At 75.1% G+C, this 19,957-nt stretch carries 15 protein-coding genes; 6 read left to right on the plus strand and 9 right to left on the minus strand.

Annotated features, from left to right (window positions below):
• Nucleotides 1-2 precede the first annotated feature (2 nt).
• Genes DMP17_RS39845 through DMP17_RS39860 form a run of 4 tightly spaced genes read right to left on the minus strand, consistent with a single transcriptional unit; the run spans nucleotide 3 to nucleotide 7,706 of the window.
• Entirely contained in the window at nucleotides 3-3,155 is a 3,153-nt protein-coding gene (locus DMP17_RS39845; RefSeq protein WP_337832262.1) for a DEAD/DEAH box helicase, read from the minus strand.
• Nucleotides 3,136-4,431: an ATP-binding protein gene (locus tag DMP17_RS39850; RefSeq protein ID WP_337832263.1), complete on the minus strand. Its 1,296-nt coding sequence runs from the start codon at nucleotides 4,429-4,431 to the stop codon at nucleotides 3,136-3,138. The genes DMP17_RS39845 and DMP17_RS39850 overlap by 20 nt, the downstream gene beginning before the upstream one ends.
• Complete coding sequence (locus DMP17_RS39855; RefSeq protein WP_337832264.1) at nucleotides 4,428-6,743, minus strand: TerB N-terminal domain-containing protein; 2,316 nt, start codon at nucleotides 6,741-6,743, stop codon at nucleotides 4,428-4,430. The genes DMP17_RS39850 and DMP17_RS39855 overlap by 4 nt, the downstream gene beginning before the upstream one ends.
• Nucleotides 6,744-6,800: 57 nt before the next feature.
• The gene (locus tag DMP17_RS39860) at nucleotides 6,801-7,706 is read right to left on the minus strand and encodes a LysR family transcriptional regulator (protein WP_337832265.1); all 906 of its coding nucleotides are present in this window, start codon (nucleotides 7,704-7,706) and stop codon (nucleotides 6,801-6,803) included.
• Between the two features lie 144 nt (nucleotides 7,707-7,850).
• On the opposite strand from DMP17_RS39860, the gene DMP17_RS39865 reads away from it, so the two are divergent.
• The 3 genes from DMP17_RS39865 to DMP17_RS39875 are packed head-to-tail and all read left to right on the plus strand — an operon-like array spanning nucleotide 7,851 to nucleotide 11,328.
• A complete protein-coding gene (locus tag DMP17_RS39865) occupies nucleotides 7,851-9,173 on the plus strand; it encodes an MFS transporter (protein ID WP_226350290.1) in 1,323 nt (440 codons plus the stop codon).
• Complete coding sequence (locus DMP17_RS39870) at nucleotides 9,170-10,669, plus strand: AMP-binding protein (protein ID WP_337832266.1); 1,500 nt, start codon at nucleotides 9,170-9,172, stop codon at nucleotides 10,667-10,669. Before DMP17_RS39865 ends, DMP17_RS39870 begins: the two co-directional genes overlap by 4 nt.
• Before the next feature lie 5 nt (nucleotides 10,670-10,674).
• Complete coding sequence (locus DMP17_RS39875; RefSeq protein ID WP_226350288.1) at nucleotides 10,675-11,328, plus strand: RraA family protein; 654 nt, start codon at nucleotides 10,675-10,677, stop codon at nucleotides 11,326-11,328.
• Nucleotides 11,329-11,337: 9 nt separating this feature from the next.
• Here DMP17_RS39875 and DMP17_RS39880 read toward each other — a convergent pair whose 3' ends face one another.
• The 4 genes from DMP17_RS39880 to DMP17_RS39895 all read right to left on the minus strand — a co-directional run bounded on the left by DMP17_RS39880 (nucleotide 11,338) and on the right by DMP17_RS39895 (nucleotide 13,649).
• Nucleotides 11,338-11,490: a hypothetical protein gene (locus DMP17_RS39880; RefSeq protein ID WP_168172127.1), complete on the minus strand. Its 153-nt coding sequence runs from the start codon at nucleotides 11,488-11,490 to the stop codon at nucleotides 11,338-11,340.
• A gap of 57 nt (nucleotides 11,491-11,547) precedes the next feature.
• On the minus strand, nucleotides 11,548-12,288 hold the full coding sequence (locus tag DMP17_RS39885) for an HAD-IIA family hydrolase (protein WP_226350639.1): 741 nt from the start codon (nucleotides 12,286-12,288) through the stop codon (nucleotides 11,548-11,550).
• A 62-nt stretch (nucleotides 12,289-12,350) separates the two neighbouring features.
• A complete protein-coding gene (locus DMP17_RS39890) occupies nucleotides 12,351-13,166 on the minus strand; it encodes an Fpg/Nei family DNA glycosylase (protein WP_226350287.1) in 816 nt (271 codons plus the stop codon).
• 12 nt (nucleotides 13,167-13,178) lie between these two features.
• Complete coding sequence (locus DMP17_RS39895; RefSeq protein ID WP_226350286.1) at nucleotides 13,179-13,649, minus strand: ribose-5-phosphate isomerase; 471 nt, start codon at nucleotides 13,647-13,649, stop codon at nucleotides 13,179-13,181.
• A gap of 18 nt (nucleotides 13,650-13,667) precedes the next feature.
• Here DMP17_RS39895 and DMP17_RS39900 point away from each other — a divergent pair, with 18 nt between their 5' ends.
• Complete coding sequence (locus DMP17_RS39900; protein WP_337832267.1) at nucleotides 13,668-14,342, plus strand: DUF429 domain-containing protein; 675 nt, start codon at nucleotides 13,668-13,670, stop codon at nucleotides 14,340-14,342.
• 16 nt (nucleotides 14,343-14,358) lie between these two features.
• Nucleotides 14,359-15,252, plus strand: coding sequence for an MBL fold metallo-hydrolase (locus tag DMP17_RS39905; protein ID WP_337832268.1), 894 nt, complete (start codon nucleotides 14,359-14,361; stop codon nucleotides 15,250-15,252).
• Nucleotides 15,253-15,653: 401 nt separating this feature from the next.
• Here DMP17_RS39905 and DMP17_RS39910 read toward each other — a convergent pair whose 3' ends face one another.
• Nucleotides 15,654-17,195, minus strand: a complete 1,542-nt coding sequence (locus DMP17_RS39910; RefSeq protein WP_337832269.1) for an MFS transporter — start codon at nucleotides 17,193-17,195, stop codon at nucleotides 15,654-15,656.
• A gap of 171 nt (nucleotides 17,196-17,366) precedes the next feature.
• On the opposite strand from DMP17_RS39910, the gene DMP17_RS39915 reads away from it, so the two are divergent.
• Nucleotides 17,367-19,952: a carboxylate--amine ligase/circularly permuted type 2 ATP-grasp protein gene (locus DMP17_RS39915; RefSeq protein ID WP_337832270.1), complete on the plus strand. Its 2,586-nt coding sequence runs from the start codon at nucleotides 17,367-17,369 to the stop codon at nucleotides 19,950-19,952.
• Nucleotides 19,953-19,957 lie beyond the last annotated feature (5 nt).

The following is a 19,957-nucleotide window of genomic DNA, read 5'->3' on the forward strand; positions in this document are numbered from 1 at the left end:
GGTCAGGCCGCGAGCGCCCGGCTGCGGGACACCACGTCGAGGTGGCGCCGGCTCTCCGCGGACAGCGGACGCGCGGCGGTGAGCCGGTCGTGCACCGTCGCGACGACGCCGTCGTCGACGGCCCAGAGCCGGGCCACCTCGATCAGCTGGTCGGTCTCGGCGCTGGTGACCTCGCCGTCGTCGAGGGCGCGGGCGACGGCCTCGGCGTAGGCGGTGGTCGCCGCGTCCGGCCAGACACCGGCACCGGTGCGTGCGTCCGCGGCGGGGCCCACCCCGCCGCGGTGCAGCACACGGCCCGACGGCGGGGCCGGTGCCCACGCCCCGGGCAGCGCCGCGGGCCGGACGCCGAGCCCGGCCGGGTCGGGCCGACCGGCCGCGGCGAGCTGGGCGGCGAGCAGCCCCGCGGTGGCGCGGGCGTCCCCGGCGGCGCTGTGCGCGTCGCGCAGCGGGACGCCGTAGGCCGCGCAGGCGTCGGGCAGCCGGCGCCCGGTGCGCCCCGGCACCTCCGGCAGCCGGTCCAGCAGCCGCATCGTGCACAGCACCGGCCAGGCCGGTGGGGTGTGGCCGGTCCGCTCGAACTCGGCGGTCAGGAACCGCAGGTCGAAGCTCGCGTTGTGGGCGGCGACGATCCGGCCGGACAGGCGTTCGGCGAGGTCACCCGCGATGTCGGCGAACCGCGGGGCGCCCGCCAGGTCGGCGGCCCGCAGCCCGTGGACGCGGGCCGGGCCGGGGTGGCGCTCCGGGTCGAGCAGGGTGTGCCACTCGTCCTCGACCGTGCCGTCGGCGCGGCAGCGCACCACGGCGACCTCGACGATGCGGTGCCCGCTGCTCGGCGCGAGACCGGTGGTCTCGACGTCGACGACGGCGTAGCCCGTCCCGGCCGGGACGGCAACGGCGACGGCGCCGGACAGCGTGGCGGGCTCGTCGGCGGGCAGCGCGACCGCGGCCTCGGTGGGTGCAGGGCGCGGCGCGGGGGTGCGGGCGCGCAGCCAGCTCCACACCGCGTCGACGTCGAGCGCCCGGGCGGCGTAGGCCTGGTCGAGCAGGCGGGGTGAGAGGACCTCGTCCCACTTCTCCTCGGCCTTGGCCGCCACCGTCGCGGCGAGGTCGACCGGGTCGGGCGCCGGGGCGTGGGCGAGCGCGGCGAGCGCGTCCTCGACCTGCGGCAGCGGCGCGGAGACCCGCAGTGCGGGACCCTCCCGTCCCGCCCGCAGCCCGCGCTGGTGCAGGACCACCAGCAGGGTGTCGAGCATCCGGTCACCGCGCCACGGGAGGACGAGCGTGGAGGTCCCGCGCGGGATCAGGTCAGTGCCGCGCAGGCCGAGACGGTCGAACGCCCGCCGCGCGGTGTCGAGGAGATCGCGGGCCCGGTCGTCGAGGAGGTCGGCGATGCCGTCGTCGGTGCCGCGGTAGACCTCCAGCATCACCTCGCGGACGCGGTCGTGGACCCGGGCGGCGCCGGTCGGCGGGAAGTTCGCGACCGTGCCGCGGCTGTCGGGGACGACCTCGACCACCGACTCCCCCGGGTACACGGCGACGACCCGCCAGCGCCGTCCGGCCAGGACCAGGTTCGAGTCGGGGACCAGCGGCGACCCGGCGTCGACCGAGCCGATCTCCTGCCCGGCGGCGACGACGCGGTAGGTGGCCGGGGTGTCGAAGGCGGCGAGAAAGGAGTAGTGCTCGATCTCCCGTTCGCCCCGGCCGCCGGGGAGCAGCGTGCCGTCGCCCGCGGTCATCAGCATGTCGGCGTCGTGCAGGGCGTCGAGCAGCCGGTGGAAGGTCTCGCCGTCGACCCGGCGGAACGGCCCGCGCGAGCACAGCGCGGACTCCGCCTGTTCCGGCCAGACCCCGCCGAACTGGGCGGTCAGCGACAGGACCTGCTGGACGATCGTCGAGAGGTGCAGTCCGCCGTGTTCGGGGGGCTCGCACCAGTCGTGCACCCGGATCAGGCGCAGCATCGCGGCCGTCTGCACGAGCTGGGGGCGGAGCTCGTCGACCGGCTCGGGGTCGTCGGACAGTTCGTTCTCGGCGACGTAGGTGCGCAGGACGGAGCGGTCGCCCGGTCGCCGGCCGGCCCGACCCCACCGCTGTCGCAGGGCCGCGACCGACGGGGGCGGCCCGACCTGGGCGACCTCCCGGACCTGACCGATGTCGACGCCCATCTCCAGGGTCGAGGTGCAGACCGCGGTGGCCGGGAGGTCGGTGGAGCGCAGCCGCTCCTCGACGTCCTCGCGCTCGACCTTGGACAGGCTGCCGTGGTGGGCGAAGAACTCGTTCGGGGTCCCGGTGCGCTCGCACTCCTGCCGCAGCCGGTCCGCGTAGTACTCGACGTCACCACGGGCGTTGGCGAACACCAGGTTCGTCGTCCCGCGGAACCGGGTGTGCAGGCGACGCGCCACGGCCGAGGAGCCACCGGCACCACGGGTGGTGAGGTGGCCGTGGATCCGGGTCCGGCGGTCGCGCCCGTCGACGGTCGACTCCACGACGTGCACCCGGCCGCCCCGGCCGGGGCGCAGGAACTCGGCGGCGGCGTCGAGCTTCCCCACGGTCGCGGACAGCCCGATCCGCGGGACCCGTCGGCGCGCCAGCAGGTCCACCCGGTGCATCAGCGAGGACAGCTGCGCACCGCGGGCGCTCCCCGGGAACGCGTGCAGCTCGTCGACCACGATGAACCGCAGGCCCCCCAGCAGCGACTTCGCCCGTTCCCCGCGGTGGCAGAGGATGCCCTCGACCGACTCCGGGGTGATCAGCAGGACTCCGGCCCGGTCCCGCCACACCTTCTTCCGGCGCCCCGCCGGGACGTCCCCGTGCCACGGGTGCACCGGGATCCCCAGCGCCTCCCCCAGCGGCTCCAGCCGTCGCAGCTGGTCGTTGATCAGCGCCTTGAGCGGGGACAGGTACAGCACCTCGACGCCCTCGGGAGGCGTGCCCGCCTCGCGGCGCTCCACCAGGTGCGAGAGCACCGGCAGGAAGGCCGCCTCGGTCTTGCCGCCCGCCGTCGACGCCGTGATCAGGACATCCGGGTCCGCGGCCAGGATCGGCTCGACCGAGCGGGCCTGCACGTCGTGCAGACCCTCCCAGCCCTGGCCGTGGATCCAGCGGCGGACCGGCTCGGCGAGGCGGGCGTAAGCCGAGTCAGAAGCTGACGAGGTCATCGTCGTCGTCCTCCAGGGGCGTGAGGTCGGGGTTCTCCTCGACGACGACGGCGGTGTGCCCCAGGACCTCCTGCCAGTCCCGTCCCGGGTTCTGCTCCAGTAGCGACAGCAGGTCGCAGAAGGCCTTGATCGTGTTCCGCGGGGTGCGGAAGTAGGCGTCGCCGATCTGGCGGCGGCAGTGCGCCATGAACGCATCGACGGCCTCGTCGGGGACGAGGTACTTCGCCGGGTCCCCGGAGGCGTAGACGTGCCGCACGTTCTCCAGCAGCACGTGGAAGTCCTCCGGCGTGAGCTGTTCCAGCCGCAGGACCGGGCCGGAGTAGTCGACGAGGTCCGAGGTCGAGAACCGGTTCTCCCCGAGCCGCGAGGCCAGCGCGCCGTAGGAGTACAGGCCGCGCCGGGAGTCGGTGAGGAAGTCCGGGGTGCCGCCGAACACGAAGCCGAGGCCCTCGGCGTTGCCCTGCAGGACGTCGTTGACGATGCGCAGGATCTGCTCGTAGTTGGCCTCGCGGGCGCCCTTGTGCGCGATCTTGTAGAGGTTGACCATCTCGTCGAGGCAGACCAGCAGGCCCTGGTAGCCGGCGAGCCGGACGAACCGGGCGAGCAGCTTCAGCTGGTCGTAGAACGACTGGTCGTCGACGATCGAGCGGACGCCGAGGTCGGCGCGGGCCTCGGTCTTCGTGCCGTACTCCCCGCGCAACCAGCGCACGGCGTGCGCCTGCAGGGCGTCGTCGTCGGTGTCGTGGCCCCGCCAGTACGCGTCGATGACGGTCGCGAAGTCGTAGCCCCCGACCAGCTCGGTGAGCTCGTCGAGCCGGGCCCGGATGATCTTGCTCGGGGTCGTCCCCTGCTCACGGGCGGTGTCCATGGCCTGGGTGACGAACCGCTCGACGACGGCGGAGAGCGCCCCGTCCGCCCGGGTCTGGGTCCCGGTGTTGCGCATCAGCTCGGTGTAGAGGCCGCGTGCCTGGCCACCGGTCGACGCCAGCCGTCGCCCGGGGTTCAGGTCGGCGTGCAGCGTGACCAGCTTCTTCTGGGCCGCGACGGCCCGCACCAGGTTCAGGAAGAACGTCTTGCCCGAGCCGTAGTCGCCGATGACGAAGCGGACCGCGGACCCGCCGTCGGAGATCCGGCCGATGTCGGCCAGCAGCGCCTGCAGCTCGGCGGCGCGGCCCACCTGGATCAGGTGCTGCCCGGTCCGGGGGACCACGCCGGCCCGCAGGGACTGGATCAGCGCGTCGCGGTCGCGGGCCTTGATCCGTGCCGGTCGGGTCATGCGCGCATCTCCTCGAGGATGTCGGTGTCGACGACGACGGAGCCGTCGTCCAGCAGTTCGATGACGACGTCGCCGGCGAGGTCCTGGGCGGCCTCGTTGACGACGTCGAGTGCGCCGTCGGGCAGGACGCCGACGCGGGCACAGGCCGCCTCCCAGTCGGAGCGGGACCACTCGCCCGCCTCGGCGAGGTCGAGCAGGAGCGTCGAGTGCCGGGCGTCGAGCGGGCCGACGCGACGGCCGTCGTCGACCGGGGCGGGCGCGGCGCCGTGGCCGGTCGCGGCCTCGGCGGGCTCGTCGGACTCGTCCTCGTCGGGGTCGGCGAAGATCGCGCCGAGCAGGGCCCGGACGTCCGCGTTCGACGCCCGGGTGCGAGCCAGGCGGGCCTCGTCGAGCGAGACCGTGCGCGCCGCAGGCACGACGACCACCGGGGCCGGCGGCACCTCGACCCCGGGCGTGGGCCCGTCGGTCCCGTGGTCCTCCGCCCCGTCGTCACCGGGCTCGGGGCTGCCGGGCCCGGGACGCCCGGATTCGGGGTCCTCGGAGCCGGCCGGCTCCCGACCGGCCGCCGGGGCCCGGTCGACCGCCTCCCCCGGGGCGACGACGCCGGCGGCTGCGGGCTCGCCACCGGCCCGGTCTGGCTCGGCGACATCGGGCTCGGCGACACCGGGCTCAGCGGCACCGGGCTCAGCGGCACCGGGCTCAGCGGCACCGGACTCGGCGGCACCGGACTCGGCGGGGACGGGCTCCGCGGCGGCAGGGGCGGCCAGCCGCGGGTCGTCCACGGCGACCCCGAGCACCTCGTGCACCGCGACGACGACCCGCAGCTCGTCGGGCCCGATCGCGCCGTCCGCCAGCGCCACGTCGATGACCGCCCCGGCCAGCTCCCGGCGGGAGCCCGCGTCGAGCGCGGCGGCGCGGACGGTCACCTCCTCCAGGTCCACGCGGCGCTCGCCGACGAGGACACGGTGGGCAGCGAGGCGGGCCCGTTCGGAGGCGCTCAGCTCCTCGATCCGGTCGACCCGGTCGGTCAGCAGCTCGACCTCGGTGTCGTCGATCCGCCCATCGGCCGCAGCGACCGCGAGGCAGAGCTCGGTGGCGACCGCGGCCAGCACGTAGGCCGGGCCCGGGGCCGACACCGGCTCGGGACCGGTGCGGAACAGGACGGCCGGGCCGTCGTCGCCGAGCGGGCTGCCGCCGAACCGGACGTCGGGCTCGACGCCGATGCCGCGCCGTTCCAGTACCTGCGCGAGGGCGAGCGAACCGGCCCGGTCCAGGTCACCGGACCATCGCTGCGCCAGCTCCGCCGCGTGCACGACGACCGGACCGCCGGAGGCGACCACCTCGGCCGCCCAGTCCAGCAGCGGCACGACCGCGGCGTAGGCGCCACTGCCCGACAGCAGCTGCTCGGGTAGCAGCGCGGCCTGGGCGGCCACGTCCGTCGCGCTGTCCGGCCTGCGCGCGATCCGGTGCGCGAACGGGGCGAGCTCCCGCTCGACCTCGGCGGTGACCGCACGCAGGGCCGCGAGGGCCACCGGGTGGTCGACGACGTCGGAGGCGTCGGCCACCGTGCGTTCCATCGGCCGCGGCAGGGTCGGATTGGCCGGGACGTACTCCAGCACCAGCCGCCGGCGCCGGGTCGGGATCGTGAAGTCGTGCGGGTGACGGGCACGGAAGTGGTGTCGCCACAGCTCGGCGAACTGGTCCGGCGCCCGTCGGGCCGCCTCGCCGTGGGGCATCTCCGGCGAGTACCACGCCCAGGCCAGGGCCCAGTCGGCCGACAGCGGCGCGCCGGCCAGCGCCCGTCGGCCCACCTCGACCGCGAGCGGCGAGGGGAACGCCGCGGGAGAGGGCACCAGTGATGGTGGAGGTGTGTCGCGCGGCGGCTGCGCCAGGCCTGCGGCGAGCGCGGCAACCGACGGATCGCCGGGCCCGTAGATCGCGCCGAGCGCGCGGGCCTCGGCGAGCAGGGTCGGGTCGTCGTCGCCGTCGACGAGCAGCCGCCGTTCGAGCCCGCGCAGGTACAGCGCCGCCCACGCCGAGGGTGCCTGCGTGGCGCGGCGGCCGGTCGCGAGCCACATCAGGTAGGCGCCGCGGGCCGCCGGGGAGAACCGGGCGTAGGCCAGCGCACCGACGGTGTGACCGTCCCAGTCCGGGAACTGCAGATCGACGGTGAGGTACGGGTCGACCGTCGACGGCTCGGGTCCCGGGCCGAGGTAGAAGCCACCGTCACGCACGGCCACCCCGCTGACCGTGACGGCCCGCCCGGGTGGGCACCAGGTGGAGGAACCTCCGCCGCCGCTACCCGTGGTCACCGTGCCCGTACTCCCTGTCCGCCGCCTGTGGTCCGCGACACCCGCACGGGAAGACTGTCAGACCGACCCGATACCCCGCACGACCGCCCCACCCACACCGGCCGCCTCCAGCAGCCCCGCCAGCACCGGGTTCACCGCGCCGGCCTTCCACGCCAGCGCCAGCGGCACCTCCGGCGGGTCGGTCAGCGGCACCAGCACCACCCCGGGCGTGCGCAGCTCCGCCGTCGCCTCCAGCGCCAGCCCCACCCCGACACCGGCCCCGACCAGGGACAGCAGGGTGTGCGTCTCGGGAGCCTCCTGCTCGATGCGCGGCAGGAACCCGGCGTGCAGGCATGCCGCGTCGACCGAGGTGCGCATGACGGCCATCCGCCGGGCCGGGTAGGTGACGAACGGGTCGTGGGCCAGCTCCGCCAGGTCGATCGCGTCCCGCCCGGCGAGCGGGTGCTCCTCGGGCAGCGCGGCGACGAGCCGGTGCCGGTCGATCTCGTGGACGACGAGGCCGTCGTCGTCGACCGGGGTGCGGATCAGCGCGGCGTCGACCCGGTCGGCGCGCAGGTCCTCGGCCAGCTCGCCGGAGAACCGGCCGGTGACCAGCACCAGCCGGGCCTGCGGCCGGTGCGTGCGGAAGCGGCGGGCGGTCCGGTACAGCCAGGCGTTGGAGCTGGGCCCGGCGAACCCGAGGCGGACCGAGCCGGTGCCGCCCGCGGCGGCCTCGCGCGCCGCCTCCGCGGCCTCGTCCGCGGCGGCGAGGGCACGGCGGGCCCGGGGCAGGAACGCCGCGCCCGCCGGGGTGAGGGCGACGGCGCGGGTGTGCCGGTCGAACAGCGTGGCGCCGACCTCGCGTTCGAGCCTGCGGATCTGCTGGGACAGCGGCGGCCCCGAGACCTGCAGGCGGGCCGCGGCCCGGCCGAAGTGCAGCTCCTCGGCGACGACGACGAACGACTCCAGCTGCCGTAGCTCCACCCCTCCGATCATGTCGACCGGACGACAGGAACGGAAGCAAGAGCGTCCCGATGACGTCCCAATGCTGTTCTACCGTTGCGTGGCGGTGGTCACGACGGCGTGGTCGCGACCGTCGCTCCACGACGAGTGCAAGGGGGCACCGGGTTGAGCACGAGCACACCGTCGATGCGCCGCAAGGCGGGGATCGCCTCGTTCGTCGGCACCACCATCGAGTGGTACGACTTCTACATCTACGGCACCGCCGCCGCGCTGGTGCTGGGGCCGCTGTTCTTCCCGAACGCCTCCCCCGCCGCGGGTGTGCTGGCCTCGTTCGCCACGTTCTGGGTCGGGTTCCTCGCCCGGCCGATCGGCGGGATCGTCTTCGGCCACCTCGGTGACCGGCTCGGCCGCAAGACCGCGCTGGTCGCGACGCTGCTGCTGATGGGCGTCTCGACGCTCGCGATCGGGCTGCTGCCCGTCTACGACGACATCGGCGTCCTCGCCCCGGTGCTGCTGGTCGTGGCCCGGCTCGTGCAGGGGCTCGCCGTCGGCGGCGAGTGGGGCGGCGCGGTGCTGATCGCCTCGGAGCACGCGTCGAAGAACCGCCGGATCCTCTACGGCGCCTTCGCCCAGCAGGGCAGCCCGGCCGGGCAGATGCTCGCCACCGGCTCGTTCGCGCTCGTCGCGATGCTGCCGGAGGACGCCTTCCTGTCCTGGGGCTGGCGCGTGCCGTTCCTCGTGTCGGCGGCGCTGGTCGTCGTCGGGCTGGTGATCCGGCTACGGATCGAGGAGAGCCCGGCGCTGGTCGCGATGCGGTCGCGCGGCACGACGGCGCGGTTCCCGCTCGCGGAGCTGCTGCGGGAGCGGACGATGCTGGTGGTCGTCTCGGTGGGCGCGTGCGCGCTGGTGGCCGCGGCCGCGTACTTCAAGAACACGTTCGCGCTGTCCTGGGCGGTCAACGACCTCGGCTTCGACCGCCAGGTGTTCCTCAACGTCGTGCTGATCAGCTCCACCGTGCAGTTCTTCACCCAGCCGCTCGGGGCGTTCATGGCGACCTGGTGGAACCCGCGGAAGGTCGTCACGGCGCTGCTGCTGATCGAGCTGCCGCTGTTCCCGGTGATGTTCTGGCTGATCTCCACCGGCAGCTTCGGGCTGGCCGCGCTCGGCATGGCGCTCGCGACGCTGCCGCACACGATGTACTACGCGATCCTCGCCGGGATGCTGGCCGAGGCGTTCCCCGCGCGGATGCGCTACACCGCGATCTCGCTGTCCTACGCGCTGGCGGGCACGCTGTTCGGCGGCACCGCCCCGCTCGTCGGGCAGTCGCTGCTGGCCGCGACCGGGTCGATCGTGCCCGTCGTGGGGTACTCGCTGGTGATCGTGCTCGTCTCGCTCGCGGCGGCCCGGTACGTGCTGGCCCGCGGACCGGTCCCCGACGACGAGCGGCTCGACCCCGCCGTCGCCGGCACCACCGGGAGGACCGCATGACCGCACGACTCCGCGAACCCCGCTTCCCCGAGCCCGAGGTGCCCGCCGGCGCGACCGCGCTCGCCGCCCGGCTGCGCGCGCTCGTCGCCGCCGCCCCGGACCGCCCGCTGGTCACCGAGGACACCGCGGACGGCCCCGGTGTGGTGCGCACCCGCGCGGAGTTCGACGCCCGCACCAACCGCCTGGCCAGGGCGTTCGCCGACCGCGGGGTGCGGCGCGGGGACCTGGTGTCGATCGCGCTGCCGAACACCGCCGCGCACCTCGAGTGCTCGGTCGCGGCGTGGAAGATCGGCGCGGTGCCCCAGCCGCTGTCGGCCCGGCTGCCCGCCGCCGAGCGCGACGCGGTGCTCGCCGTCGCCGCGCCGGCGCTCGTCGTCGACACCCCGCTCGACGCCGGCTCCTACGACGACGGCGCGCTCCCCGACGTCGTCGGGCCCAGCTGGAAGGCACCCACCTCGGGCGGGTCGACCGGCACCCCGAAGGTGATCGTCGCCGGTCAGGCCGCCTGCGTCGAACAGGTCCTGGCCCGCGCCGACGGGCTGCGCATCGACCGCGACGGCGTCTTCGGCTGCACCGCGCCGCTGCACCACAACGCGCCCTTCATGTTCACGCTGATGGCGTTGCTCCAGGGCCACCACGTCGTGCTCATGGGCCGTTTCGACGCCGCCCGCGCGCTGGCGATGGTCCCCGCGTACGGGGTGACCTGGCTCTACGCGGTGCCGACCATGATGAGCCGGATGCTGCGCCTGCCCGACGCCGACTGGGCCGCCTGCGACACCGGGACCCTGCGGACCGTGCTGCACGTCGGCGCGCCCTGCCCGCCGGAGGTCAAGCGCGGCTGGATCGACCGGGTCGGCGCGGAGACGGTGTTCGAGATCTACTCCGGCACCGAGTCGCAGGCCGGCACCGCCATCGACGGCCGCGACTGGCTGGCCCACCCGGGGTCGGTCGGGCGGGTCACCCGCGGCGAGATCACCGTCCGCGACGACGACGGCCGCGAGCTCGGCCCCGGCGTCACCGGTGAGATCTGGATGCGGTCGGGCGGGGCGCCGACGTACCACTACCTGGGCGCCTCCGCCCGCGAGCGCGACGGCTGGGAGTCGCTCGGCGACATGGGCTCACTGGACGCCGACGGCTACCTGTACCTGGCCGACCGACGCTCGGACATGATCCTCGTCGGCGGCGCGAACGTGTACCCGGCGGAGGTCGAGGCGGCGCTGACCGCGCACCCCGGGGTGCGGGACGCCGTCGTCGTCGGGCTGCCGGACGCCGACTACGGGCACGTCGTGCACGCCGTCGTGCAGGCCGAACCGGGCATCGAGAACGATCTTCGCGAGTTCCTCGACGGGCGTCTGAGCAGGGCGAAACAGCCACGGAGCATCGAGGTCGTCGACCACCCGCTGCGCGACGACGCCGGGAAGGTGCGCCGCTCGGAGATCGCCGCGCGCGCCGCGGACGCTCGACGGCGCGCAACGGCGGACGGTGCGACAGGATGACGTCCATGACCGACCTCCTGGACCGTCTGCGCGAGCTGCAGGTGTCCTCCATCTGCGACGCCGACAAGTCGCTTCCCGTGGTGGACCCCGCGATCCGGGCCCTGGTGCCGGACGTGTCGATGGCCGGGCCCGCGGTGACGGTGTCCTGTGTGGACGACCACCTGCCGATGTTCGCCGCACTGTCCGCGGCCCGCCCCGGCTCGGTGCTCGTGGTCGCCGGGGCGGGTGGTCACCGCGCCGTGTCCGGTGAGCTGTTCGCGACCGAGGCGAAGCGGCGCGGGCTGGCCGGGATCGTCGTCGACGGGCTGGTCCGTGACGTCCGCGGGCTGCGCGGGATCGGGCTACCGGTGTTCGCCCGCGGGACCTGCCCGGCCTCAGGCAGCACGAGCGACCCGGGCACCGTCGACGAGATGGTGTCGTTCGGCGGGCTCGTCGTGAGCCCGGGCGACCTGGTGTGCGGCGACGACGACGGCCTGCTGATCGCCGCGCCGGACCGGCTCGCCGAGGTCGTCGACACCGCCGAGGGCATCGAGGCCGCCGAGCGCGCGCTGGTCTCGGCCATGCGCAACGGCCACGACCTGCACTCGCTGACCACGGTCGTCGAGCACGTCGCGGCGCTGCGCCGGGGCGAGCCCAGCGCGCTGGGGTTCAAGGTCTGAGCGGGCCGCTCAGGCGGCGACCGCGTCCCAGCTGAACTCCTCGGTCATCGAGCCGGGGCAGTCCGGGCACGGGACGGCGACGCCCGCCGTCTCGTCACCGGGGAGCTCGGCCTCCGCGCCGCAGCCGGCGCACCGCTGCCAGGACACCAGTTCTCCGTACATGTGTTCGAGGGTGAACCACATCGGTGTAGTTCGCAACCCCGCAGGTCCGGGGCGGGGTCAGACGTCGTCGATCAGGTCCGCGACCGAGGAGACGACCCGCGTCGGGCGGAACGGGAACCGGTCGATCTCGTGCTCCTTGGTGATGCCGGAGAGCACCAGCACCGTGCGCATCCCGGCCTCCAGCCCGGCGAGGATGTCGGTGTCCATCCGGTCGCCGATCATGACCGTGGACTCCGAGTGCGCGCCGAGCCGGTTGAGCGCGGCCCGCATCATCAGCGGGTTCGGCTTGCCGACGAAGTACGGGTCGACCCCGGTCGCCTTGGAGATCATCGCGGCGACCGAGCCGGTCGCGGGCAGGATGCCCTCCGGGGACGGGCCGGTCGCGTCGGGGTTGGTGGCGACGAAGCGGGAGCCCTGCTCGACCAGGCGCATCGCGGTCGCGATCGAGGAGAAGCTGTAGGTGCGGGTCTCGCCGAGCACGACGTAGTCGGGGTTGCGGTCGGTGATGACGTAGCCGATGTCGTGCAGCGCGGTGGTCAGCCCGGCCTCGCCGATCACGTAGGCGCTGCCCTGCGGGCGCTGCTCGCCGAGGAACGCGGCGGTGGCGAGCGCGGAGGTCCAGATCGACTCCTCCGGCACGTCGAGGCCGGTGGCCTGCAACCGGTAGCGCAGGTCGCGGGGGGTGTGGATGCTGTTGTTGGTCAGGACCAGGAACGGGACGCTCTTGTCCCGCAGCCGCGACAGCAGTGTGTCCGCGCCCGGGACGATGCTGCCCTCGCGGACGAGGACGCCGTCCATGTCGGTCATCCAGCACTCGATCGGCTTCTGCTCCACCACGGCCGCCACCCTAGGCCGCCTCCCTAGGTGGCTGCCGGTTGGCAGCGCGGGCACCAGAACAGGTTGCGGTTCTGGTGCTCGGCGTGCCGTACGGGCGTCCCGCAGACGAGGCAGTCCATCCCGGTGCGGCGGTAGACGTAGACCTCGCCGCCGTGCCGGTCCTTCCGTCCGGCCTGCCCGCGCCGGCGCGGGTCGTGCTCGGGACGCACGGTGTCGATGCGGCCGGTCCGCACGCCGTCGCGCATGAGCACGACGAGGTCGGCCCACATCGCGTCCCACGTCTCCCGGTCCAGCGACCGGCCCGGGAGCTGCGGGTCCAGGCCGTGCCGGAACAGCACCTCGGCGCGGTAGACGTTCCCGACGCCGGCGAGCACCTTCTGGTCCATCAGCAGCGTCGCGAGCGGGCTGCGCGAGGCCGAGACGCGGGCCCAGACCGTGTCCGGGTCGGCGTCGGGACGCAGCGGGTCCGCACCCAGCCGGGCCCGCAGGGCGCGGGCCTCGGCCGAGGTGAGGAGCTCACAGGCGGTCGGGCCGCGCAGGTCGGCGTAGTGGGTCTGCCCGACCAGGCGCATCCGCAGCTGCCCGACCGGTTCCGGAGCGGGCAGCGGCTGTTCGACGAACGTGCCGTACAGCCCGAGGTGGACGTGCACGACGCGGTCGCGGCCGTAGCGGTGGAACAGGTGCTTGCCGTGGGCCTCGGCCCCGGTCATCACCTCGCCGTCGAGCAGCGCCGCGGAGGCGGCGAAACGGCCCTGCGGGCTGGACACGCCGACCGGCCGGCGCACGAACAGCTTCCGGTGCAGCCGCGCCAGCCGGTGCAGCGTGTGTCCCTCGGGCATCTCGGCTCCGGGTCAGGACGCGGGGAGCTCGATCTCGCCGGTCCGCTCGTAGTCGAGGACCTGGTCGATGCGCCGCTGGTGGCGCGCGTCGCCGGAGAACGGGGTGGCCAGGAAGGCGTCGACGATCGCGACGACCTCCTCGAAGCTGTGCTGCCGCGCGCCGACGCCGATGACCTGGGCGTCGTTGTGCTCGCGGGCGAGCTTCGCGGTGGCCTCGTTCCACGCCAGCGCGGCGCGGATGCCCTGCACCTTGTTGGCGGCGATCTGCTCGCCGTTGCCGGATCCGCCCAGCACGATGCCGAGGGACTCCGGGTCCTCGACCACGCGCCGCGCGGTCTCGATGCACCAGGCGGGGTAGTCGTCGAGGGCGTCGTAGGTCGGGGCCCCGACGTCGATCGCCTCGATCCCCTGCTCGGTCAGGTACTCGACGAGCTTGCCCTTGACCTCGAAACCGGCGTGGTCACTGCCCAGGTAGACGCGCACGGGGCACGATCCTCCCCCATGCGGATCGGCGGCGTGGACGGGGTCCCGGGTGGCTGGGTGGTGTGCGTGCTCTCCGGCAGCGGACGGACACGCGAGGTGACGTGGACGGTGGTCCCCGACGCCGCGTCGGTGCTCGCCGCGACGGCCGGGTGCGACGCCGTCGGGGTCGACATCCCGCTGTCGGTCCCGGCCGGTGCGCAGCGGCGTGAGGCCGAGATCCTCGTGTCGGCGCGGCTGGGCCGGGCCCGGTCGTCGCTGTTCCCGACCCCGCCCGCCCCGGTGCTCGACGCGGGTTCCTACGACGAGGCCTGCGCCGCCGCCCAGGCCGTCACGGGGAAGAAGATCAGCCTGCAGACCTGGTACATCGTCGGAAAGATCCGCGAGTTCCAGCAGGTGCGGCTGCCGTCGTCGGTGGTCGAGGCGCACCCGGAGCTGACGTTCCGCACGATGGCACCGTCGTGCGCGTTCGCGTCGAAGAAGACCGCGCGCGGGGCGGGCCAGCGGGTCGCTGCGCTGTCGGAGTGGATCCCCTCCGCCGCGTCGCTCGGTGACCTGCCCACCGCCGCCCGGCTCGACGACGTCCTCGACGCACTGGCCTGCGCCTGGACCGCGGAGCGCGTGGCCCGCGGGACCGCGGAGCTGCTCGGCCCCGGCACCGACGCCCTGGGCCGGTCCACCGCGATCGCGGTCTGAGCGCGAGGATCACCGGATGGACGGGCAGCGGTCGGACGAGCAGCGAGCGGCCGGGCAGCGCTCGGACGGGCGCTGGCTCGAGCTCGCCGACGGGGTGCTCGCCCGCCGCCACGACGAGCTCGACCTGACCACCGGCCTCGTGCTCGGCACGTCCGCGGCCCTGGTGATCGACACCCGCGGCGACACCGCCCAGGGCGCCGAGCTCGCCGCAGCGGTGCGCGCGGTGACCGCCCTGCCGGTCGTCGTGGCCCTCACCCACGCCCACTTCGACCACTGCTTCGGCACCGCCGCGTTCCCCGGCGCCCCGGTGTACGCCCAGGCCGGCTGCGCGGGCGCCCTCCTGGTGACGGCCGCCGCCCAGCGCGCCCACTGGACCCGGCACTACCGCGACGCCGGGGACACCCGCAGCTCCGGGGACACCGGCGGCTCCATCACCGGCGGCTCCGGGGACACCGGCAGCTCCGCCGCCGCGACGGCCGATGCGCTCGCCGCCACCGTCCCGGTCCTGCCCGACCGCCCGGTCTGCCCCCGCCCGGGCTCCGTGCACCCGCTCGACCTGGGCGGACGCGTCGTGCAGCTCGTGCACCCCGGCCCCGCGCACACCGGACACGACCTGGCGGTGCACGTCCCGGACGCGGGCGTGCTCTTCGCCGGGGACCTGCTGGAGAACGGGGCACCGCCGTCGTTCGGGCCGGACTCCTACCGCCGGGACTGGGCGGCCGCCGTGGGGCTGCTGCTCGACGTCGGCGCAGCACCCTCCTCCACCGGGACACGGGTGTTCGTCCCGGGGCACGGCGATCCCATGTCGCACGACGAGGCGGTGGCACAGCACGCGGACCTGCTGCGGATCGCCCGGACCTCCGACGCCGTGGTTCCGGGGGCTCCCTCTGCGAATTCGCTTACCCGGTAAGCGAATCCACGCACCAAGGGTCTGTCGACCCCCGTGTGTCGACCGCGCAAGCCACGAGCGATGGCGCGGATCGTCCTGCGTCGGTGTCGCAGAGGCCAAGCGGCGCGTGCTCCCTCTGCGAATTCGCTTACCGGGTAAGCGATTCCGCACACAGAGGGTCTGTCGACCACCCCGCATCGACCGCGCGAGCCGCGAGCGATGGTGCGGATCGTCCTGCGTCGGTGTCCCCGATGCCGCGCGGGGACGGTTCCTTCCGTGAATTCGCTTACCCGGTAAGCGAATTCACGGATCCCCCACCGGCGGCCGCGGTGGTCCGTCGGCGGTGGTCACCTGCACCGGACGGCCGCACGGCTCCGTCGACGGTGGTCGGCCGCGAAGATCGTCCACGCGACGCAGCGACGTCATCCGCCCGGTCGAGCCCGCCGCCGCGGAGCCGCGGCAGTGCCGGAGCTCCGTGGGGCGGCTGTCGGCGTGGCGGCGTTCGACAGGGCTGCGGTCGGTGGGGCCGCGGGCGGCGGGGCGGCAGCCCGGGACCGGTCGGACAGCACCCGCGCGAGGCGGTCGGCGAAGCCGGAGGGGTCCGGTCCCGCCGCCCGGCGCAGGCGGTACAGCTCCACGGTCGGCGGCCCGTCCACGACGCGGAACAGCGGCGCCGTCGGGCGGTCGTCCATCGCGATCCGTGGGAGCTCGACGGTCGGCGCGTCCGCCGGGGCTGCCACCGGAGCTGCCGTAGGGGCGGCCGGGGGGAACGGGGCCGAGGGGGACGGGGTCGGGAGCGCGGTGGGCAGGTACCGGCGCAGTGCGAGCACCGCGGGCAGGCCCAGCGCCGGTCCGACGGCGAGCACGACGAGCGCCGTCTGCCATCCGACCGCCGCCGCGACCACGGGGACCGTCGCGATCCCGGCGACGGTGAGCAGGAAACCGAGTGCGGTCTGCACGGTCAGGGCGGTGCCGGTGTAGCGGGGGTCGGCGACCTCGATCGTCGCCGTCGTCAGGACCGCGGAGTCGGCGACGGCGGCCGCGCCCCACAGCACGCAGAACGCGCTCACCAGCAGCGGCGCGGCGCCGAGCACGACCGGGGACACCGCACAGCAGACCCCGCTGACCAGCAACGACGTCGCGATCACCGGGACGCGGCCGTAGCGGTCCGCGGCGCGGCCGCCCAGCACGCAGCCGGCGGCGCCGCCCAGCCCGGCCGCCACGAACACCAGCAGGTGCTCCGCCGGGCCGGGGTCCCCGCCGGCGAGTGCGGCGCCCAGCCAGGTCCACAGCGCGTACAGCTCCCACATGTGCCCGAGATAGCCGAGCACGACGAGCCGCGGTCCGGGCTCGCGGAGGAGCCGGAGCGCGTAGCCGGTGTCCGGGGGCGGGGCCGGGGCGAGCGCCGGGCCGGGGCGCAGGCACCAGCGGGCCAGCGCGGCGGCCACGAAGCCGCACAGCGCGGCGCCGGCGAGCACCCCGCGCCACGGCAGCCCGGGCAGCCCGCCGATCAGGTGCGGCAGCGCCGACCCGACGGTCAGTGCCCCGACCAGCACCCCGAGGTCGCGGGCCCGGCGCGACCGGTCCGACCAGGAGGTCATGATCTTCATGCCGACCGGGTAGACGAGCGCGAGGCACACCCCGGTCAGCGTCCGCAGCACCAGCGCGGCCACCGGACCGTCGACGACGGCGGCGAGCAGCAGCGTGCAGGACGCCGCCGCGGCCGCACCGCCCGCGAGCAGCCGCTGCGGCGGGACCCGGTCGGCGAGGGTCAGGACCGCCGAGACGACCGCGCCGGCGGCGAAGCCGAGCTGCACCGACGTCGTCAGCCACACCCCGGCCGTCGCGGACAGGTCCCACTCGGCGCGCAGCTCGGGCAGCACCGCGGACGCGGAGAACCACACGGCGAGCCCGAGCACCTGGACGAGCGCGACCAGAGCCCGCGCGCGGCGGCCGGCGGTCATGAGCGGCTCCGTTGGGGTCGGCGGATCCGGACACGCTAGCGAGAACAGCAGATGGGAACTGGTCCGGACAGACGTCCGAGTACCGCCGTACGGACCAGCGGACGGGGTGGCGTCGGGCGCGATCGCCGCGGGACACACGGACGTAACAGCGGACACCTAGCGTCACCGGCCGTGGGGAACGTGCCGCTGGTGGGGGTCGAGGAGGAGTTCCACGTGGTCGGCCTGGCCGACCGCCGGGCCGCGCCCGACGCGGAACGGTTGCTGGAGCACCTGGACGGGGCGGAGTTCTTCCCCGAGCTGCAACGGTCGCTGGTCGAGACCAACTCGCCCGCGACGCCGTCGCTGGACGAGCTGCGCACCCACGTGCGACGCCTGCGTACCCGGCTGCGCGAGGCGGCCGAACCGCTGGGGCTGGGTGTCGTCGCGGCCGGGACGGTGCCGCTGGTCGACCTGTCCGGCGACGACATCTCCGCCGGCGCCCGGTACGAGCGGATGCAGCACGAGTACCAGATGCTGGTGCGCGAGCAGCACATCTGCGGGGTGCAGGTGCACGTCGACGTCCCCGACCGCGACACCGCCGTGCAGGTCTCGCGCCGGGTCTCCCCCGCCCTGCCGACCCTGCTCGCGATCACCGCCAGCTCGCCGTACTGGCGCGGCCACGACACCGGCTACGCCAGCTACCGCAGCATGATCTGGCAGCGCTGGCCCACCGCCGGGCCGCCCGGCGACGTCACCACCGCCGCCGAGTACGACACGATGATCGACGAGCTCATCGCGTCCGGGACGATCAGCGACGCCGGGATGCTCTACTTCGACGTCCGGCCCAGCGCGCACCTGCCGACCGTCGAGCTGCGGCTGTGCGACGCCTGCCCCGACGTCGACGACGTCGTGCTGGTGGCAGGGCTGTTCCGCGCCCTGGTCGCCCGTGCCCGCGCCGACACCGAGGCGGGCAGGCCGCTGCCCCGCGCCCGGCACGAGCTGCTGCGCGCGGCCGGGTGGCGGGCCGCGCGGTCCGGGCTTGAGGGCGACCTCGTCGAGATCGGCCGGGCCCCCGGCGGTCCCCCGACGCTGAGCTCCCCGTCGGTGCAGCTGCGCGCGCTGGTCGAGGAGCTGCGGCCGTGGCTGGAGGAGGTCGGCGACCACGAGCAGGTCGCCGAGCTGGCCGAGGGCGTCCTGGCCCGCGGGTCGGGCGCGGCGGCGCAGCGGCGCGCGTTCGGGCGTCGCGGGTCGCTGACCGACGTCGTCGACGACCTGCTGGCCCGCACCTACGGCGAGCGGCCACCGTCGGCACCGGCGGAGACCGTGCCGTCCGCGCCGGAGCTGCTGGACGGCTACGTCCCGCCCCGCTACGACGAGGCCGTCGACGCGACCGGCGCCGTCCGGCCCGGCTACGGCTGGCTGTTCCGGTCGCTGGAGCGGCTCGGCCCGCGCGGGCTGGCCGCGGCGGAGAACGCCCTGCGCACCGAGCAGCGCGCCCGCGGGGTCACCTTCCCGGTGCCCGGCGTCGAGCCCGGCGACGACGGCGAGCGGCTGTTCCCGCTGGACCTGGTGCCGCGGATCATCGAGTCGCAGGACTGGGCGCACCTGGCCTCCGGGCTGGAGCAACGGATGCGTGCCCTGGAGTGCTTCGTCCGCGACGTCTACGGCCGCCGCGAGATCGTGCGCGACCGGGTCGTCCCGGCGTCGGTGGTCGAGCAGGCGCCCGGCCGTACCCGCGCCGGCGCGCTGGTGCCGCCGGACGCGGTGCGGATCGCCGTCGGCGGCATCGACCTGGTCCGCGACGACGCCGACGGCTGGGTCGTGCTGGAGGACAACCTCCGGGTCCCGTCGGGCATCGGGTTCTCGATGATGAGCCGGCGGCTGATCCGCAGCGTGCTGCCCGACCTGGAGTCGCCGTCGGAGGTGCGCCACCTCGACGACGTGCCGGACCGGCTGCGGGCGGCGCTCGCGGCCGGCGACCCCGACGGGCCCGACGGGGAGGCCGCACTGCTGACCGCGGGCGAGGTGGACCCGGCGTTCTTCGAACACCGGCTGCTCGCCGAGGCGATGGACGTCCCGCTGGTGACCCCGGCCCGGCTGCAGGTCACCGACGGCGCGCTGTTCCTCGTCGGCGGCGGGCGGCGGCGCCGGATCACCACCCTCTACCGTCGGATGGACGAGAACGAGCTCGCGACCGCCCGCGGCGCCGACCACCGGCCGCTGGGCCGCGCGCTGTGGGCGGCGATGGCCCGCGGGCGGGTCGCGCTGCGCAACGCGCCCGGCAACGGCGTCGCCGACGACAAGCTCGTCTACGCCTACGTGCCGGAGATGATCCGCTACTACCTCGGCGAGAAGCCGGTGCTGGCCTCGGTGCCGACGCTGCCCTGCGTCGACCCGGCCGCCCGTGAGCAGGTCCTGGACCGGCTCGACCGGCTGGTGCTCAAGCCCGTCGACGGCTACGGCGGCGCTGGCATCGTGATCGGCCCGCACGCCGGGCGCGCCGAGCTGGACCGGGTGGCCGCGGCGATCCGGGACACCCCGGCCGGCTGGGTCGCCCAGGACCTCGTCGGGATCTCCACCCATCCCACCTTCACCGACGGCGCCCTGCGGCCCCAGGCCGTCGACCTGCGGGTCTTCGCGGTGCAGTCCCCCGGCGTCGGCGGGGTGCCCGAGGTCGACGTGCTGCCCGCGGCGCTGTCGCGGGTCGCCCCGCCCGGCGGGATGATCGTGAACTCCTCGCGCGGCGGCGGGGCGAAGGACACCTGGGTGCTGGCCTGAGGCGG

The sequence above is a fragment of the Pseudonocardia sp. TMWB2A genome (assembly GCF_017312135.1).

What these genes read in the sequence shown, in the direction of transcription:
- DMP17_RS39845 (WP_337832262.1), bottom strand. Translation starts at nt 3,155, where the DNA reads ATGACCTCGTCAGCTTCTGACTCGGCTTACGCCCGCCTCGCCGAGCCG.
- DMP17_RS39850 (WP_337832263.1), bottom strand. Translation starts at nt 4,431, where the DNA reads ATGACCCGACCGGCACGGATCAAGGCCCGCGACCGCGACGCGCTGATC.
- DMP17_RS39870 (WP_337832266.1), top strand. Translation starts at nt 9,170, where the DNA reads ATGACCGCACGACTCCGCGAACCCCGCTTCCCCGAGCCCGAGGTGCCC.
- DMP17_RS39875 (WP_226350288.1), top strand. Translation starts at nt 10,675, where the DNA reads ATGACCGACCTCCTGGACCGTCTGCGCGAGCTGCAGGTGTCCTCCATC.
- DMP17_RS39880 (WP_168172127.1), bottom strand. Translation starts at nt 11,490, where the DNA reads ATGTACGGAGAACTGGTGTCCTGGCAGCGGTGCGCCGGCTGCGGCGCG.
- DMP17_RS39885 (WP_226350639.1), bottom strand. Translation starts at nt 12,288, where the DNA reads ATGGACGGCGTCCTCGTCCGCGAGGGCAGCATCGTCCCGGGCGCGGAC.
- DMP17_RS39890 (WP_226350287.1), bottom strand. Translation starts at nt 13,166, where the DNA reads ATGCCCGAGGGACACACGCTGCACCGGCTGGCGCGGCTGCACCGGAAG.
- DMP17_RS39900 (WP_337832267.1), top strand. Translation starts at nt 13,668, where the DNA reads ATGCGGATCGGCGGCGTGGACGGGGTCCCGGGTGGCTGGGTGGTGTGC.
- DMP17_RS39905 (WP_337832268.1), top strand. Translation starts at nt 14,359, where the DNA reads ATGGACGGGCAGCGGTCGGACGAGCAGCGAGCGGCCGGGCAGCGCTCG.
- DMP17_RS39910 (WP_337832269.1), bottom strand. Translation starts at nt 17,195, where the DNA reads ATGACCGCCGGCCGCCGCGCGCGGGCTCTGGTCGCGCTCGTCCAGGTG.